The 16,297-nt window shown below is 45.9% G+C and carries 16 protein-coding genes and 1 pseudogene; 14 read left to right on the top strand and 3 right to left on the bottom strand.

All coding sequences use genetic code 11. The features are described 5' to 3' along the window. Positions 1 to 5: 5 nt before the first annotated feature. Positions 6 to 2,927, top strand: a complete 2,922-nt coding sequence (locus tag C170_RS23770; RefSeq protein WP_036614770.1) for an insulinase family protein — start codon at positions 6 to 8, stop codon at positions 2,925 to 2,927. 147 nt (positions 2,928 to 3,074) lie between these two features. Here the strand turns inward: C170_RS23770 and C170_RS23765 are convergent, their stop codons facing one another. Further along, the gene (locus C170_RS23765) at positions 3,075 to 3,782 is read right to left on the bottom strand and encodes a helix-turn-helix domain-containing protein (protein WP_017687366.1); all 708 of its coding nucleotides are present in this window, start codon (positions 3,780 to 3,782) and stop codon (positions 3,075 to 3,077) included. 251 nt (positions 3,783 to 4,033) lie between these two features. Here C170_RS23765 and C170_RS23760 point away from each other — a divergent pair, with 251 nt between their 5' ends. The 5 genes from C170_RS23760 to C170_RS31530 all read left to right on the top strand — a co-directional run bounded on the left by C170_RS23760 (position 4,034) and on the right by C170_RS31530 (position 7,669). Continuing rightward, positions 4,034 to 5,254, top strand: coding sequence for a MalY/PatB family protein (locus tag C170_RS23760; protein ID WP_036614767.1), 1,221 nt, complete (start codon positions 4,034 to 4,036; stop codon positions 5,252 to 5,254). Between the two features lie 241 nt (positions 5,255 to 5,495). Next, on the top strand, positions 5,496 to 6,164 hold the full coding sequence (gene ung, locus C170_RS23755) for a uracil-DNA glycosylase (protein WP_036614765.1): 669 nt from the start codon (positions 5,496 to 5,498) through the stop codon (positions 6,162 to 6,164). A gap of 19 nt (positions 6,165 to 6,183) precedes the next feature. Beyond that, positions 6,184 to 6,603, top strand: a complete 420-nt coding sequence (locus tag C170_RS23750; protein WP_017687369.1) for a hypothetical protein — start codon at positions 6,184 to 6,186, stop codon at positions 6,601 to 6,603. 232 nt (positions 6,604 to 6,835) lie between these two features. Continuing rightward, on the top strand, positions 6,836 to 7,420 hold the full coding sequence (locus C170_RS23745; RefSeq protein ID WP_017687370.1) for a TIGR00730 family Rossman fold protein: 585 nt from the start codon (positions 6,836 to 6,838) through the stop codon (positions 7,418 to 7,420). Positions 7,421 to 7,540: 120 nt separating this feature from the next. Next, complete coding sequence (locus tag C170_RS31530; RefSeq protein ID WP_255319930.1) at positions 7,541 to 7,669, top strand: hypothetical protein; 129 nt, start codon at positions 7,541 to 7,543, stop codon at positions 7,667 to 7,669. Between the two features lie 218 nt (positions 7,670 to 7,887). Here C170_RS31530 and C170_RS23740 read toward each other — a convergent pair whose 3' ends face one another. Continuing rightward, positions 7,888 to 8,154 carry a hypothetical protein gene (locus C170_RS23740; protein ID WP_036614763.1) on the bottom strand — a complete coding sequence of 89 codons (267 nt, stop codon included), beginning with the start codon at positions 8,152 to 8,154 and terminating at the stop codon, positions 7,888 to 7,890. Between the two features lie 231 nt (positions 8,155 to 8,385). Between C170_RS23740 and C170_RS23735 the strand changes: the two genes are divergently transcribed. The 8 genes and pseudogenes from C170_RS23735 to C170_RS23700 all read left to right on the top strand — a co-directional run bounded on the left by C170_RS23735 (position 8,386) and on the right by C170_RS23700 (position 14,923). Beyond that, entirely contained in the window at positions 8,386 to 9,123 is a 738-nt protein-coding gene (locus tag C170_RS23735; RefSeq protein WP_036614762.1) for a glycerophosphodiester phosphodiesterase, read from the top strand. 272 nt (positions 9,124 to 9,395) lie between these two features. Continuing rightward, complete coding sequence (locus C170_RS23730) at positions 9,396 to 10,451, top strand: FecCD family ABC transporter permease (RefSeq protein ID WP_036614761.1); 1,056 nt, start codon at positions 9,396 to 9,398, stop codon at positions 10,449 to 10,451. A gap of 2 nt (positions 10,452 to 10,453) precedes the next feature. Next, on the top strand, positions 10,454 to 11,485 hold the full coding sequence (locus tag C170_RS23725) for a FecCD family ABC transporter permease (RefSeq protein WP_036614760.1): 1,032 nt from the start codon (positions 10,454 to 10,456) through the stop codon (positions 11,483 to 11,485). A 44-nt stretch (positions 11,486 to 11,529) separates the two neighbouring features. Further along, complete coding sequence (locus tag C170_RS23720; protein ID WP_036614759.1) at positions 11,530 to 13,245, top strand: ABC transporter ATP-binding protein; 1,716 nt, start codon at positions 11,530 to 11,532, stop codon at positions 13,243 to 13,245. A 231-nt stretch (positions 13,246 to 13,476) separates the two neighbouring features. Further along, the gene (locus C170_RS23715; RefSeq protein ID WP_036614757.1) at positions 13,477 to 13,806 is read left to right on the top strand and encodes a hypothetical protein; all 330 of its coding nucleotides are present in this window, start codon (positions 13,477 to 13,479) and stop codon (positions 13,804 to 13,806) included. Between the two features lie 52 nt (positions 13,807 to 13,858). Next, positions 13,859 to 14,122 (top strand): annotated as a pseudogene (locus tag C170_RS23710) (DUF3626 domain-containing protein); the annotation flags it as partial. A gap of 185 nt (positions 14,123 to 14,307) precedes the next feature. Beyond that, positions 14,308 to 14,487 (top strand): ribbon-helix-helix domain-containing protein, encoded by a 180-nt coding sequence (locus tag C170_RS23705; RefSeq protein WP_017687382.1) that lies wholly within the window; start codon positions 14,308 to 14,310, stop codon positions 14,485 to 14,487. A 142-nt stretch (positions 14,488 to 14,629) separates the two neighbouring features. Then, the gene (locus tag C170_RS23700; protein WP_036614752.1) at positions 14,630 to 14,923 is read left to right on the top strand and encodes a DUF6809 family protein; all 294 of its coding nucleotides are present in this window, start codon (positions 14,630 to 14,632) and stop codon (positions 14,921 to 14,923) included. Positions 14,924 to 15,143: 220 nt separating this feature from the next. Here the strand turns inward: C170_RS23700 and C170_RS23695 are convergent, their stop codons facing one another. After that, positions 15,144 to 16,046, bottom strand: coding sequence for a manganese catalase family protein (locus tag C170_RS23695; RefSeq protein ID WP_036614750.1), 903 nt, complete (start codon positions 16,044 to 16,046; stop codon positions 15,144 to 15,146). Positions 16,047 to 16,297: the final 251 nt, after the last annotated feature.

Raw genomic sequence — 16,297 nt, 5'->3', positions numbered from 1 at the left:
AGTTTATGTTGAAACAGCTTAAGCCATACAAGGTGTTACAGGAGCGCAGAATCGAAGAACTGAAATCGGATGCGTATCTATTGGAACATCAGAAATCCGGAGCCAAAATTGTACTTTTGTCCAATCAGGACGACAACAAAGTATTCAGTATCGGTTTCCGTACACCTCCGGAAGATGATACAGGGGTAGCCCATATCCTAGAACACTCCGTGCTCTGTGGGTCCAAGAAATTTCCGGCCAAGGATTCTTTTGTTGAGTTGCTGAAAGGTTCATTAAATACATTCCTTAACGCCATGACGTATCCCGATAAGACGATCTACCCGATCGCGAGTCGTAATGATCATGACTTCCATAACCTGATGGATATTTACCTGGATGCGGTATTAAATACAAATATTTATGAGAATGAAAAGATATTTCTACAAGAGGGCTGGAACTACAACCTGACCTCTGCAGATGATGAGTTAACCTACAACGGAGTTGTATATAACGAGATGAAAGGTGCCTTTTCTTCACCGGAACGAATGGTGCGCAGAGAAGTATTGAACTCCCTTTTCCCGGATACCACATACTCCTCTGAGTCTGGTGGATTCCCGGAAGCTATTCTGGATTTAACTTATCAGGGGCTGCTGGATTTCCACACGAGATACTACCATCCTTCCAACAGTTACATCTATCTCTACGGGGATATGGATATGGAAGAGAAGCTGCAATGGCTGGATGAGAACTATCTGAGTGGATATGATCGCATCGATATTGATTCGGCCATTCAACTACAACCTGCCTTTGCAGAACGGGTAGACACAGTTAAGACTTACTCTGCGGGAAGTACGGAATCGGAAGTGGATAACAGCTTTTTGACCTATAACGCGGTGATCGGCACAAGTCTGGACAAGGAACTGAACATTTCGTTTCAAATTTTGTTATACGCCCTGCTGAACGCTCCGGGAGCGGTACTGAAGCAGGCGTTGCTGGATAAAGGAATCGCGAAGGACGTCTACGGTTCCTATGATGACAGTCTGTATCAGCCTGTGTTCACTGTGGGACTGAAGAAGAGCAATCTGGCGAGCAAAGAGGATTTCCTGGGAACGGTCAAAGAAGTGCTTGAGCGTGTGGTAAAAGAAGGTTTTGATCCGAAAGCGCTGCTTGCTGGAATTAACTCGTATGAGTTCAATCACAGGGAAGCGGACTATGGCAGAATGCCGAAGGGCTTGATCTACGGATTCTCTTCCCTGCAAAGCTGGTTGTACGATGAAGAAGCACCTTTCACTCATTTAGAAGCCAATGACGTATTTGCTGAACTGCGGACAAAAATGAACGAAGGTTACTTCGAGCAACTGATTGAGAAATATATTTTGCAAAACACACATACTTCCTTTGTAGCCCTGACACCGGACAAAGGGTTGAATTCACGCAAAGAAGAAGCGTTGAAAGAACGTCTGAAAACCATTCAAGCCGGTCTTAGCGAGGAAGAAGTTCAGACGTTGATTCAGAAAACGGAGGCACTCGCTGAGTATCAGAATACACCTTCAACCAAAGAGCAGCAGCAGGTCATTCCGACGTTATCGATTGAAGATATTGAACCGAAGGCCTCTACGTTGCATCAAACGGTGAACCAGGTCGATGGCACAACCATTCTCCATCATAACCTTTACACCAACGGAATTGGTTATCTGAGACTGTTGTTTGATATCAAAGAAGTGCCACGTCATCTCCTGCCGTATGCAGGGTTGCTGAAAAATGTACTGGGTTACGTGGATACTCAAAACTACTCGTTCAATGAACTGTCCAATGAAATCCATATCCATTCGGGTGGTATTCATAGCGGGATAGGATCTTATGCTAACGCGCATAAGCACAATGAATTCAAGGCGACCTATGAGTTCAACGCAAAAGTGTTGTATGACAAGCTTGGATTTGCCTTTGATATGATCAAAGAAATCGTGTTCACATCCCGATTCGATAATTCGAAGCGGTTATATGAAATCATCTCCCAGATGAAAGGTAACCTGCAACGTAATCTGATCAATAGCGGACACTCTGCGGGAATCGGCCGGTCTTCGTCCAAACATTCAGCAGTTGCCGATTTCAGGGAAGCTGTAAGTGGCATTGCCTTTTACCAGTGGCTTGAGGATCTTCAGGCGAATTTTGAGGCGAGAAAAGAAGAGTTATCTTCCAGTCTGCAAGAGTTGACGGGGTATATTTTCAGACCGGAGAATTTGCTTGTTAGTTATACTGCCGATGAGCAGGGATATGAAGGACTGGAGCAACAGGTATCCGACCTGAAAGCGAAGCTGTTCACACATGAGGTTGCCAAGGAAGAGTTTACGTTCACACCGGCTACTCATAAGGAAGGATTCCGTTCCCCGTCAGAAGTGCAGTACGTGGTGCAAACGGGCAATTATATCGACAAAGGATACCAATACACCGGTTCTCTACGGGTCTTGCAGGGAATCCTGTCTCTGGATTACTTGTGGACCAATATCCGAGCCAAAGGTGGAGCTTATGGCTGTATGTCAGGATTCAGACGGAACGGAGACAGCTACGTTGCATCGTATCGTGATCCGAACCTGGATAAAACGTACAAAGTATATGAAGAGATACCGCAATATTTGACCGATTTCCGGGCAGACGAGCGGGAAATGACGCGTTATATCATTGGTGCGATTCAGGATCTCGATACGCCTAGAACGCCTTATGGCGAAGGAGCATTCTCTCTGGAGTGTTATCTGTCGAATGTGACTGAAGCGGATCTGCAACAGGAACGTGACGAAGTGTTAGGCACGAAGGAAAGCGACATTATCGGTTTTGCTGAGCTTTTATCGGCCGTACTTGAACAGCAACAGCGCTGCGTGATCGGTAATGAGAACAAGATTGAGGAACAGAAACAAATGTTTGACGAGACGCTGGATTTAATTAAAAACTAAGCGTTAGTCTCGTTTATTCCACGATCCAATAAGCGTCAAAGCGAAAGGCACTTTTATGAGCTGGTTTCAACAGCTTATAGAAGTGCCTTTTCTAATGGGGAGGGACTGTCTCCATCCCATATGAGAATGTGTGACACACTGCATTGTTCAGGTGACAGCGAGCATGTTGTATATTTTCAGGGTCCGCAGATCTTCCTTTGAGATTTTCAATTCATTATATAACTCCTGATTTTCGGGCAGAGGGGTTCTGGAGAATAACATTTTGAGCGCGATAGGCATGAAAGGTCTGAAGGAGACACCAGCCATCAGTCCCCATTTTTTCTCCGATTCCTGAAAAGACGCCAAAATATTAATATATAGGTTCTCCAGCGGCGTAGCCTGATTTTTCAAAATCAGCGTGGTGAGTGTATCATAATGCTCGGTGTGGCCCCAATACATATTCTCGCACTCCTGGTAGTTCTCAAAATCCTTCACATTCATATACATCACGGTGCGATAACGGTTGGCATCCGATTGAGCCATCATGTCAATGACACAACGAATGAGACTGTTGTTACGCCCGTCATAGAAGTAAGAATAGAAACGGGTGGAGTTCTTGAAAAAGCTGGACGGGACCGCATTCATCAGGGGAGATGCATGCCTTGGTTCTTGGTACAAGAGTTGCTCCACCTGGATGTTGAGCGCGTTCGCAATATGATGTAACGTGACTAGATCAAGTGTAATATCTCCGCTCTCATATTTGGACAGCGTACCCTTGCTCTTGAAGATCTGATCCGCAAGCTGTTGAATGGTCAGTCCCCGCCACTTCCGAAAGTTTCGTATTTTCTTGCCAACTTCCTGATTGATATTGTTCATAACCGGTTCTCCTTATGCCAATGTTTCTTGAGAGTACGTGAAAATGATGAAAGTCATTCATAAAAATGATGTTATATGAGAAATATATCACTTTTTCATCGAAATACCTATTTTGGAGAAACAATAAACTTCATTTGTTTCGTCAGAATAGATTGTATTGCATTTGATGCAATTCCTGCGTCATGAAATAATGGATGTAATACGACATGAAACGACAATGAAAAAGTAAAGCAGATAGAGGAGCAGAAGCTATGAAATATAACTTTGATGAGATTATAGACCGCACAGGAACAAATGCCATGAATACGGATGGTTTCCGTCAATATATTTTTAATGCCACAGAGGACATGACATTTCCATTCAAAGATGAAGAATTTATTCGCATGTGGATTGCAGATATGGAGTTTGCCACACCTCCCGAGATTCTGGATGCAGTTAAGGAGCGTCTGGACCGTAGAATTATGGGTTACTCCCAGGTGTTTGATCCGACGTATTACGAAGCTGTCTCAAATTGGATGGAAAGATACTATGATTGGTCCTTCCCGAAGGAACATTTGGAGACCTCAAACGGAATCATTCCCGCTTTGTATGAACTGGTGGAATATATCTGTCAGTCGGATGAGAAAGTACTGATTGTTACCCCATCCTATGGTTTCTTCAAGTCAGCTGCGGAGCATAATGATCTTGAACTGGTATGTTCGGATATGCTCAATGAGCAGGGGCGTTACTCGATTGATTTTGAGGATTTTGAAGCCAAGGCCAAGGATGAGAAGGTAAGGGTATGTATTTTCTGCAACCCGCATAATCCGTCTGGACGTGTCTGGACAACGGAAGAGTTACAACGTGTGGGTGAGATCTGCCTGCGGAACAACGTATGGATTATTTCGGATGAAATTCACTGTGATCTGCTGCGGACAGGCAAAAGACATACGCCACTCGCAAAGCTGTTCCCGGATACGGATCGAATCATTACATGTATGTCCCCGAGCAAAACATTCAACATGGCTGGTCTGATGTTCTCTAATGTCATCATTCCGAACAAAACACTTCGAGACATCTGGCAGGCACGCCATTATGGTTTCAAAAACCCACTGAGCATTGCTGCCACTCAAGCGGCATACGAAACGGGGGATGAATGGCTGAAACAATTAAAAGGGTATCTAGACGCCAATTTCGCCTGCGTAGAACAGTATGTGAAGCAGCATCTGCCACGGGCTGTTTTTCACATCCCGGAAGCCACGTATCTGGCCTGGATTGATATCTCGGCATATGCTCCACAAAATGTAAGTTTACCTTTATTCTTCGCTGAGCAAGCGGGTGTATTGCTTGAAGATGGTCATATGTTTGTAGCCAATGGTGAGGGTTGCATTCGGTTGAACCTGGCTTGTCCCCGTTCTGTCCTTCAGGAAGGGTTACGAAGAATCAGCAGTGTGCTTGTGAAAGAAGTCGAAGAGGTGCCCGTTCAAGTATAAAGTCATCAAGTCACCACGCAATAGCGAGGTGACTTTTTTGGATGAGTATACGGAATGTAGCGAGAATACGATTTATTTTGAGGTGAACGTATACCCTGATGCGCAATTCTGGTCTGCTGTCCCCGGTTATGTTAAAATGGTGGATAGTCTATGAGTTGCATGACATGCGGCTCTCAGAAGGAAGAGCCCAGTAGTCGGGCTGAACGAAACTGCATTCACCAGGGGAAAGGAGCCTATACATATGTTTGGAAACGATTGGGACAAGGTGCTTCAGGAAGAGACGGAAGCCGAATATTTTAACAAGATTCGTTACACTCTCGCCGCTGAGTACAAAACGCAGACGGTCTTTCCGCCCAAAGAAGACCTGTTCTCCGCATTGAAGCTGACGCCATATCATCAGGTTAAGGCTGTTATTATTGGGCAGGACCCTTATCACGGAGCGGGACAAGCTCATGGATTAAGTTTTTCGGTTAGACCGGGGGTACGTGTACCGCCTTCTCTAAAAAATATATATAAGGAACTTCAGGCGGATCTGGACCTGCCAATTCCGAATCATGGATCTCTGGTTCATTGGGCACAGCAGGGAGTCCTGCTATTAAATGCTGTTCTGACGGTCCGTGAAGGTCAGCCTAACTCTCATCAGGCACTAGGGTGGCAGACATTTACGGATGCTGTCATTCGCGCGCTGAATGAACGTTCAGAGCCGATGGTATATATGCTGTGGGGCAGTCATGCCCAGAAGAAAGGTGCATTTATTAACAGGGACAAGCACATGGTACTGGAGTCTACACATCCCAGTCCGCTGGCTGCGCATCGTGGATTCCTCGGCAGTCGTCCCTTTTCCAAAGCCAATGATTTCTTGACCTCCAAAGGTATTGAACCGATCGATTGGAAGATACCTGAAAACTAGACAGATGGAGGTGAGAACATTGCGACATTGGATAGGACGAAAAGTAGCGGTATATCGTGCAACAGGCATACGGGAGCCATTGAAGGGAACGCTGGTTGAGTGGGATGAAGAAGCGGAATGTGTGCGGATCGGACCGAAACGGATAAAGGTATCGTTTGACAATATCGCAATGATCAGACCTCTTCCCGAAGAGAGTCTTCCCTTAAAGAAAGCACGTTCTGAAGTGCACAAGGTTGGATATGTGATGAAAAAGGCGATTCAGTTCGAAAATGCGATCTATTTCAAGTCGCAGGTTATGATTTGGCGCCGGGCCAAAATTGTAGCGTTATCCACGACGATTCTGCGTCATGACGAGGATCAGGTTGAACTTGCAGATGGTCGGGTTCTTCGTAAAGACAAGCATATGTTTGTCGTACGTTCACGCCGTGGGATACGTTAGTTATACGAAGATTTAATATTCATTTCATGCAAAGATCATATGGATTTAATGTTTGGTCTGTATATTAGGTAATAACAACCCCTTCTAAATTGATGTGTATTGAAATGGGAGCCCGACCGGCTGCAAACGGTCGGGTATTTTTTTGCCCATTGGTTCTGTTAACCTGTTGTACATACCCATAACATTCATGTTATATATTATTAAAATAGATCATGAGAAGGAGTGAAACCCAATGAAACGTATAGCTGTTTTTGCAGGCTCCAATCCGGGAAATCACCCCGATTATACAGAGAAGGCTGTTCAACTGGGCAAACAGATTGCTGATAGTGGTTATGCACTGGTCTATGGTGGTTCTTGCATGGGCTTGATGGGTGCAGTAGCCGATGCTGCTCTTGAGCAAGGGGGAGAGGTAATCGGGGTTATGCCTACCGGATTGTTCCGGGGCGAGGTTGTTCACGGAGGGCTCACACAACTGATTGAAGTGGGAACCATGCATGAACGGAAGGCTACGATGGCTGAATTATCCGATGGATTCATTGCACTTCCCGGAGGCATGGGTACATTTGAAGAACTATTCGAGGTACTGTGCTGGGCACAGATCGGTATTCATCGTAAGCCTGTCGGTTTATTGAATGTCAACGGATATTATGGACCGCTGATGAAGATGGTAGAACACAGCGTACAGGAAGGATTCTCCAACACCTCCCATCTCAGCCTGTGGAGTCTGGAAGCTGATCCGGCTGAACTGATCAAACAAATGTCATCCTATATTCCTGCAGAACTGACTCAGAAGTGGTCACAACTCAACGGGAAATGAGTGTATAAGAAGACGGGCCTGTACCCACTCGTTCCTCGGGAGAATTTTCGATCTGCCCAAGCAAGTTGCGCTATCGGACATAGTCTATAGTGTACTTCGATGAAGAGGGGAGTGTCATTGATGAGCGAACTCAAAGGTACAGGTTACGGATATTGCGGAGGCTTCGGTGGTGGAGCATGGACATCAACAGGTGCAATTCTGGTATTGTTCATTCTGTTGGTTATTATCTCTCGCACATTCATTCTGTAATTCGGTCAGTATCCCGGGACGGGGATCACGCTGCAGAGGCAGCGCCCGAATAAAAAATGACCTTTCCAAAGAGACGCTGGTATATGCCGGCGTTTCAGGGGAACGGTTTTTTGACGTTTCCAGCATACGGTAAATAATTGAAAAAGCAAAAACCTGCCCCTGAATAAGGTCAGAAGCAGGAGAGAGCCTCCTGAGCCATTAGCTGCGCAACAAGCAGCTTACACCACAACAGCAGTTTGATCCGGATTACTTAACGATTTCCAGGCGATATATAGCCCGATGGCGGCTGCAATTAAGGAGAGTATTGCTGCAACAATAGCCAGCTGATCCAGTGTGTTGGGTGAACTGGAGTTAAGAGAACGCTGATTAGCCGTCTTGCCGGATTTGTTTTTGATATGGACAGATGATCTGGAAAGCCTGGAAGCCGACTGTAACTGGGATGTGTGAGGACGCGTAGGTATCGATTTTTTCTTTGAGGGATTCAATAGTCAACCTCCTTATAACGGAGTTCAGTGCTTCCATCGTTCATACTATGTTATGTCGATTTTCAGATTGAGTTCGCAAAAATGAGTGAATCCCCAGCCCGTTAGATGTTGAACCCGGTCGCTAGTATCAGCGGAACAGGCAACCCATTATACGCTCTGTTAATACAGGTCTAACAAACCGTGTTTATAGTAAGGATCATAGAGTGAAGCTTGAACACAGGAGGCGCTGGAATGAGGAACATGGAGATTATTGCCCATCGTGGTGCATCTGCCGTATGCCCGGAGAATACGATGAGCGCTTTTGAACGAAGTCTGGAGCTTGGAGCAACAGGTATTGAAACCGATGTGCAGATGACGAGTGATGGCAGACTGGTACTGATTCATGATGAGACGTTAAGTCGAACTGGCGGCGTAGAAGGTTGGGTTAAGGATACGACTTACGATCAATTGCGCACACGGGATGCGGGGTCCTGGTTCCATACTGATTTTACCGGGGAACGTATTCCTTCTCTGGAGGAGTTATTCAAGCTGGTACAGGGGAAAGGAACACTGCTTAATCTGGAATTGAAAAATGGTATTGTGAGTTATAAGGGGATGGAAGAGAAGGTCATACAGGCGATCCGGGATTGGAATCTGGAGCAACAGGTTGTGCTGTCGAGCTTCAATCATGCTTCTCTTGTGAGATGTAAACGTCTTGCCCCGGAGATTCGTACAGCACTTCTATATATGGAAAAGTTATATCGACCCTATGATTATGCCGCCAAACTCGAAGTTACCGGCCTTCATCCCTACAAGCTGGCAGTCACACAAGAGGATGTTGCTGCTGCACTGGCACATGGCGTTGTTACCTATCCATTTACGGTGAATGATCCTGCCGAGATGCAGGCCATGATTGATATGGGTGTGCAAGGGATCATTACCGATGTTCCGGATGTCCTGGCATCCTTACTTACGGTACATGCCCGTTAAACGAGTCTGTATTTTACATGTTCTACATATGCAATGATAAGGCTGTGTTCGAGCTTTTTGGCTCTTGCGCAGCCTTTTTGCGTGTAAAATTGTGTGCAAATATTCATATATGCAATAAACATGTCCTATTTGTCCATTGCCAGAGCCGGTGGATTCACTTACAATGGTCTATGGGAATGAGAATCAATATCATTAAAGTTCGGTATTTATAGAGAGGTGATTGTTATGTACATAGGTTTGAGCAGCTCCACTCATAACGAGGGTGGGCGCGTATGAGTTCACAAGCTTCACCAGAAAAACATAATCCGGATTCACCCACAGCGAAGATACACACTCGTCCGTGGGCGGCCACACTTATTCTTACAGGGGGAGTTTTGCTACTCGCTCTGGGTATGGCGTTGTCCATTTCTTTTGGCGCTGCTGATATTAAGCTTAGTGTAGTCTGGAAGGCTATCTTTGATTTCAATCCTGAGTTGACTCCACATCAGATCATATGGGAGATTCGGTTGCCACGTATCCTTGGAGGAGCAATGGTAGGTGCATGTTTCGCTGTAGCTGGTGCGATCATGCAGGGCATGACTCGTAACCCGCTGGCCGATTCAGGTCTGCTTGGGTTAAATGCAGGAGCTGGATTTGCGCTTGCAGTTTGTTTTGCCTTCTTCCCTGGCTTGCCATTTATGTATATCATCATGTATTCCTTCCTTGGTGCGGGGCTTGGTGTCCTGTTGGTGTATGGTTTTGGTGCAGCTTCTAAATCAGGCCTTACACCACTACGCCTTGTACTTGCAGGTGCGGCTGTATCAGCGATGTTGTCGGCACTCAGTGAAGGGATTGCATTATATTTCAGGATTGGACAAGATCTAGCTTTTTGGACGGCCGGTGGTGTAGCCGGAACGAAGTGGTCTCAACTTGAGGTCATGTTCCCATGGGTACTCGCGGCACTGATCGCAGGTCTTCTCATCTCCCGTTCCATTACTCTGCTTAGTCTCGGAGAAGATATTGCGGTGGGCTTGGGGCAACGTACTGGGCTGATCAAGCTCATAGGCCTGATTGTTGTACTGATTCTCGCGGGTACAGCTGTGTCCGTGGTGGGTGCGGTCGGTTTTGTTGGACTCATTATTCCCCATCTCACGCGGAAGCTGGTTGGGGTAGATTATCGCTGGATTATTCCATGTTCCGCTGTGATGGGCAGTCTGTTGCTTGTATTTGCGGATCTGGCTGCACGTATGATTAACCCGCCGTACGAGACGCCAATTGGCGCTTTGGTTGCCCTCATCGGGGTACCATTCTTCCTGTATCTGGCGCGTAAAGAAAGGAGGACTCTGTAACGATGGAATCCTCAACAATAGTTGGAGCAGAGCGCAAGAAGAGAACCAAGAGTACGATTGTCCTCATTGTGCTTGCCCTATTAATTATTACGGCTTTTGTGGTGAGCATGAACACAGGTTTTACCAAGCTTTCGCCGCTTGAGGTGATGCGAACCCTGTTTGGTGGAGGCACGGCGAAACAGGAATTGATCCTGTTTGAATTCCGTCTGCCACGGATTGTGATTTCGGTGCTGGTCGGGGCCGGACTTGCATTATCTGGTTGTATTTTGCAGGGAGTATCTCGGAATGCGCTGGCAGATCCGGGGATCCTGGGGATTAATGCAGGTGCTGGTCTGGTCGTCATGTTATTTGTTTCCTTTTTCCCGACAACGACAGCAGCGCCGGTATTTCTTTTGCCAATTCTGGCCCTGATCGGTTCTGGTTTTGCTGCATTTCTGATCTACATTCTCTCTTACAAAAAAGGAGAGGGCATTATGCCTACTCGTATGTTACTTACGGGGATCGGGGTAGCGGCGGGAATCAGTTCTGCCATGATCGTGCTTACGTTACGGCTTAGTCCGGAAAAATATCAATTTGTAGCTACCTGGATGGCAGGCAGCATCTGGGGTTCGAACTGGAAATTTGTAACGGCATTGCTACCGTTTCTGATCATTCTTGTACCGCTTGTCCTGTATAAGGCGCGTGTACTGAACGTGTTGAATCTGGGTGACCAGACTGCAAGTGGACTCGGGACTCCGGTTGAGCGTGAGCGACTGATTTTGCTTGCGGCTGCTGTAGGACTTGCCGGCTCATGTGTATCTGTGAGTGGGGGGATCGGTTTTGTTGGTCTAATCGGACCGCATTTGGCACGTCGTCTGGTGGGTCCAAAACATCAATTCCTGTTACCCGCATCTGCACTGATCGGTTCATTGCTTGTACTGGTTGCAGATACGCTGGGTCGTGTCATCCTGCAGCCTTCGGAGATTCCTGCGGGGATCCTGGTTGCCATTATTGGTGCGCCATACTTCCTGTACCTCTTAAGCAAGACGAAATAGAACGTAATCATCATTGTGTGATTGCATAAGGAGGACTTCAGTCCATGCTTCGCCGTTTCTTTGCCTATTATAGGCCTTACAAAAAGCTCTTTATTCTTGACTTCAGTTGTGCGATTTTAGTCGCCCTGCTGGAGCTGGCATTTCCACTGGCGGTCAACCGGGTAGTCGATGATCTGCTACCAGGCGGCCGCTGGGACTGGATTCTATGGGCGTGTCTGGCATTGCTGGGCATCTACTTATTGAATTCATTTCTCAACTTCGTGGTTACCTATTGGGGACACAAGCTCGGTATTAACATTGAGACGGATATGCGTAAAAGTCTTTTTAATCATGTGCAGAAGTTATCGTTCCGTTTCTTCGATAATACAAAAACAGGACACCTCGTGTCCCGCATGACTAACGACCTGATGGATATCGGTGAGATTGCCCATCATGGTCCAGAGGATGTATTTATCGCGGTGATGACGCTAATTGGTGCATTCAGCATCATGATGAGCATTAACGGGAATCTGGCAGTGTTAACCTTTATCATCGTTCCACTGATTATCTATCTGTCGCTCTACTTTGGTAGCAAAATGTCCAAGGCATTCAGCCGAATGTTTGGAGATATTGCGGACTTCAACGCTCGTGTAGAGAACAATATCACAGGTATCCGTGTTGTTCAGGCTTTTGCTAATGAAGAGCATGAAAAAGCACAATTCGCTGTGAACAACGGTCGTTTCCGTCAGACCAAACTGATCGCATACAAAATCATGGCCTGGAACTCTTCTGTCAGTTATATGCTGATGAAGCTGGTATCCCTCTTTGTCCTGGTATGTGGAACGTGGTTTGTCATTCAAGGCAGTATGACCTACGGTCAGTTCATTGCATTTATTATGTTATCCAATGTGTTCCTGACACCGATCCAGAAGATCAACTCGGTTATTGAGACGTATCCAAAAGGGATTGCAGGCTTCAAACGTTATACGGAGTTGCTTGATATGGAACCGGATGTGGAAGATCGTCCAGGAGCCGTTACGGTATCCCATTTGCGTGGAGATATCCGTTATGAGCAAGTGACCTTTGGTTATTCAGATCAGGAGCCTGTGCTCAAAGGTATTGATCTAAACGTATGTGCAGGTGAAACCGTAGCGCTTGTCGGTCCATCGGGGGCAGGTAAAACAACGCTATGCAGTCTGCTGCCACGGTTCTATGATGTGCTGGAAGGTCGCATCACAATCGATGGGCAGGAGATACAGGATATGACACTAGACTCGTTGCGTAGTCATATCGGAATTGTACAACAGGACGTGTTCCTCTTCGATGGAAGCATTCGGGAGAACATTGCCTACGGTAAGCTGGATGCATCCGAAGAAGAAATCTGGATGGCCGCTAGACGTGCCCAGATGGAACCTTTGATTCAATCGATGCCGGAAGGATTGGATACGTTAATTGGTGAACGCGGCGTGAAACTGTCCGGGGGACAGAAACAGCGCTTATCGATTGCCCGTATGTTCCTGAAAAACCCGCCAATTCTGATTCTGGACGAAGCCACATCCGCGCTGGATACAGAAACGGAAGCGGCGATTCAGCAATCCCTTGCTGAGCTGTCCGAGGGCCGGACCACACTGGTTATTGCCCACCGATTGGCTACGATCAAAAATGCAGACCGCATTATTGTCGTTGCTGAACAAGGGATTACGGAGCAGGGGCGTCATGAAGAATTACTCGCAGCAGGTGGGGTGTACAGCCGCCTTCACTATGCGCAGTTTGGCGCGTAACCTATTCGATGTGGATGTAACAATGTAAATACGAGAAGTAACGCCATCGTTCTTGACTTGGAAGGAGTCAGGACGTTGGCGTTTTTTTCTTTTTCATAATCAATTGTGGGTCAGGGGTACTGTGCTCATATCTGCCTGTGATCATGGATGTGGAAACGGGTAATATAGTAAAGAGAACACTTAACGTGTAAGATATGTTCATCATCTTGCAAGATATAGGAGGTACACGATATGCAGTTGAACAATATGCTGAAAATTCTTATAACCTGTCTATTATTTATTCTGATTTGGTGGCTACTGACTCAAGGGATTCGCAAACTTTCCAGTACTCGTGCAGGGTCCGGTTTCCGACTAGGGGGTGGATGGTCCATTGGACTTTTCGTTGTTGGCGCCGTGCCACTCGGTTTTTCGCTATACACAGAGATCTTTGATAAGCGCCTGGATGCCAACATCGGGTTGGGGCTTGCCATGTTTTTTGTATGGGCTTATTGTGTGATCTTGTTGTGTGCGGCGTTGGTGGTATGGGGAAGGTACGTGTACAAAAGGGATATGAAGAAGTGAATATTTGGGTTGATCGTGTTGAGCCCGTCAGGAAGTTAAGGGTGAGCTGACAGCTGTTGATCTCCATTGGCACATGGGCTTTACACTATTAGTTAATGACGTTCCTATGGATTTTCGAGGTCCTTCGATGCCTTCACTAGCCAAGAGAATTGCAAAAAGTGATTTGATTGATGCAAATATCATTGGTTCTGCAGCTATGGACTTGAAACGAAACCCAAGCCATTGGAGTGATAGAGGAACCTACATTGAAGTTCTACAAGAGTTAAAATTACTCTGGCATGTCTTAGTGAGATATGGAAAGCCAATGGAAGAGTGAATAGTACTCTAACGACCTTGAGCACCTAGCCATTCAAGGTTGTTTTTTATCATTCAAACGGATTACTGACTATACATTTATCTATGAATCTGCTGTCACAAAAACGAACGTATGTTTTATAATTAAATTGACTTTTTGTCCTGACAATAATATATTGTTGTCAGGACAAAAAAAGAGGTGAAGCAATGTCCGCCAAAAAGATGGGGCGGCCTAAATCTGACAAACCCAAAAGCAGAACGATTGAGATACGTGTTGACGAGGAAATTATGAACAAGCTCGATATTTCGGCTGAGAAGCTGAATACGAACCGATCAGACATCGTTCGCAAAGGGATTGAGAAGATTTACGACGAACTCCAAAAATGAAAAAAGGAAGCAGCGTAAGTCCCACGAAGAACACCGCTGCTTCCTATCCCGCAATCACTTAAATGAGCGACTGCATAAATATCCTACCATGTGCAGAACGTTCATTCAAGTGAGGTGCGAATTGATATACAGGAGGATGCACATGAATTCGATATTAGAAGCATTATATAATGGACGACTTCGACCGGATGAGATGATGATGCCGACACATCCTGAATACCAAGCGTTAGGACGGCAGATTGCAGCTCTGACAGAGCAGTGGAAGAATCGATTGAGCGAGGAAGAATTCCGTGAGCTTGAACAGTTATTTGACTTGTGTGGCAGATGTAAGGGCATGCATACGGAAGCAGCGTTTGCACAAGGTTTTCGTCTGGGTGCCAATATGCTGATTGAAGTCATGAGTCAGCGGGAGGAATCGGTGTTGGAGTTTGACTAAGTTTAACGATGTGAGCAGAGATCAGGGTTACTTTTACAGCTAAATTCTCAGGAAATGACGGCATACAAAATACTTATTTTGCATCATAAAATGGTATCAAAAATTGATTAGAACAAAGCCCTCAAATCCTCTCTGCATTCAGCAGCAGGGTTCGAGGGCTTCACTTAAACATAGAGTTAACAATATATATAGGGAAAGAAATTGTTAAAAAAATTGTTTCTTAATCCGCAATATTCCCTGCCATCTTCAGACGACGTGCAATTTCCTTAAAGTCTTCTTGCGATATGCCCGGTGCAAATTCTTCCTCGACCGCAGGAGCTTCTGGAATCGGGAATCCTTCAGGTATCCCTTGGATGACTTCAAGAGGTTGTCCATCTTCGGGGTGAGTTCCTTTCCAGATCTGTCCAATCGTGTTGAAATCTTTATCACTATAGGTGTACAGCTTGGTGTGTACCCCTTTTTCTTCATATTTGCGAGCCTCGTTGAAGGCTTTGTTGTTCAGTGAAGGAATAGGAACCAGCTTAGTCACATTTACGCCAGTTGCAATCTCAAGTGCTTTTGCATATGCCACGACATGCACACCGCCACGTACCAGCAGGAAACCAACCACTTCCCGGGCTGCCGGGTGATCCGTCATCTCATATACTTTCATCTTATGGGTACGAGCGCCACATTCTAGGAAGAAGTTATGCAGCAGATCCTCGACCAGATTGCCACTGTTGAAGACGTTTGCTCCCGTCCATGGATTACCCATAGAGTCAAAAGGCATTGCGCCTTGTGCACCTGCCAGGTAGTGATACGACAGACGAGCATCTTTCACGGAACCTAGCGGTGTGTCGTCGGGTTCTTTGTACTCGGTTGAACCTCTGAGGCATTTGTTAATACCATGAGACACGAGTTCAACATGACCCAATTCTTCGGCCGTAATGCTCATGACGAGGTCATAGAAGGGCTTCAGCTTTTCTTTGGATCGAAAATTAAACGATTGATAGAGGTAGTTGTTCAACGTTGACATTTCTCCGAATTTGCCGCCGAGTAATTCTTGTATAGCTGCCGCAGCATTCGGATCTGGCTTCTCGACATTGGGAATCTCAATCAGGATTTCATCCAAGCGTTTGAACATTCGGGTGTAACCTCCTCTTATTGGTATTGCAGATCGTGTAGAGTTTCAGATCGTGAAGTCACTCTGTCATGGCCTATTACACGTCTATTGGGTTTTTTAAACAAAAAATCAACCAAATGGGACTTAAGCATCGCATAACGCATGCCCCAACTCTTCTCCCATTTGTTATTTCCAATACGGTCAAATTTATGTATAATCAAACATTCAAACGAGTCTTCACGTACAAGAGAAGAGAGTCATGAATCCATAAA

Source organism: Paenibacillus sp. FSL H7-689, from assembly GCF_000517905.1.
GTDB classification, from domain to species: domain Bacteria; phylum Bacillota; class Bacilli; order Paenibacillales; family Paenibacillaceae; genus Paenibacillus; species Paenibacillus amylolyticus.
This window is presented reverse-complemented; position numbering and strand designations above follow the sequence as displayed.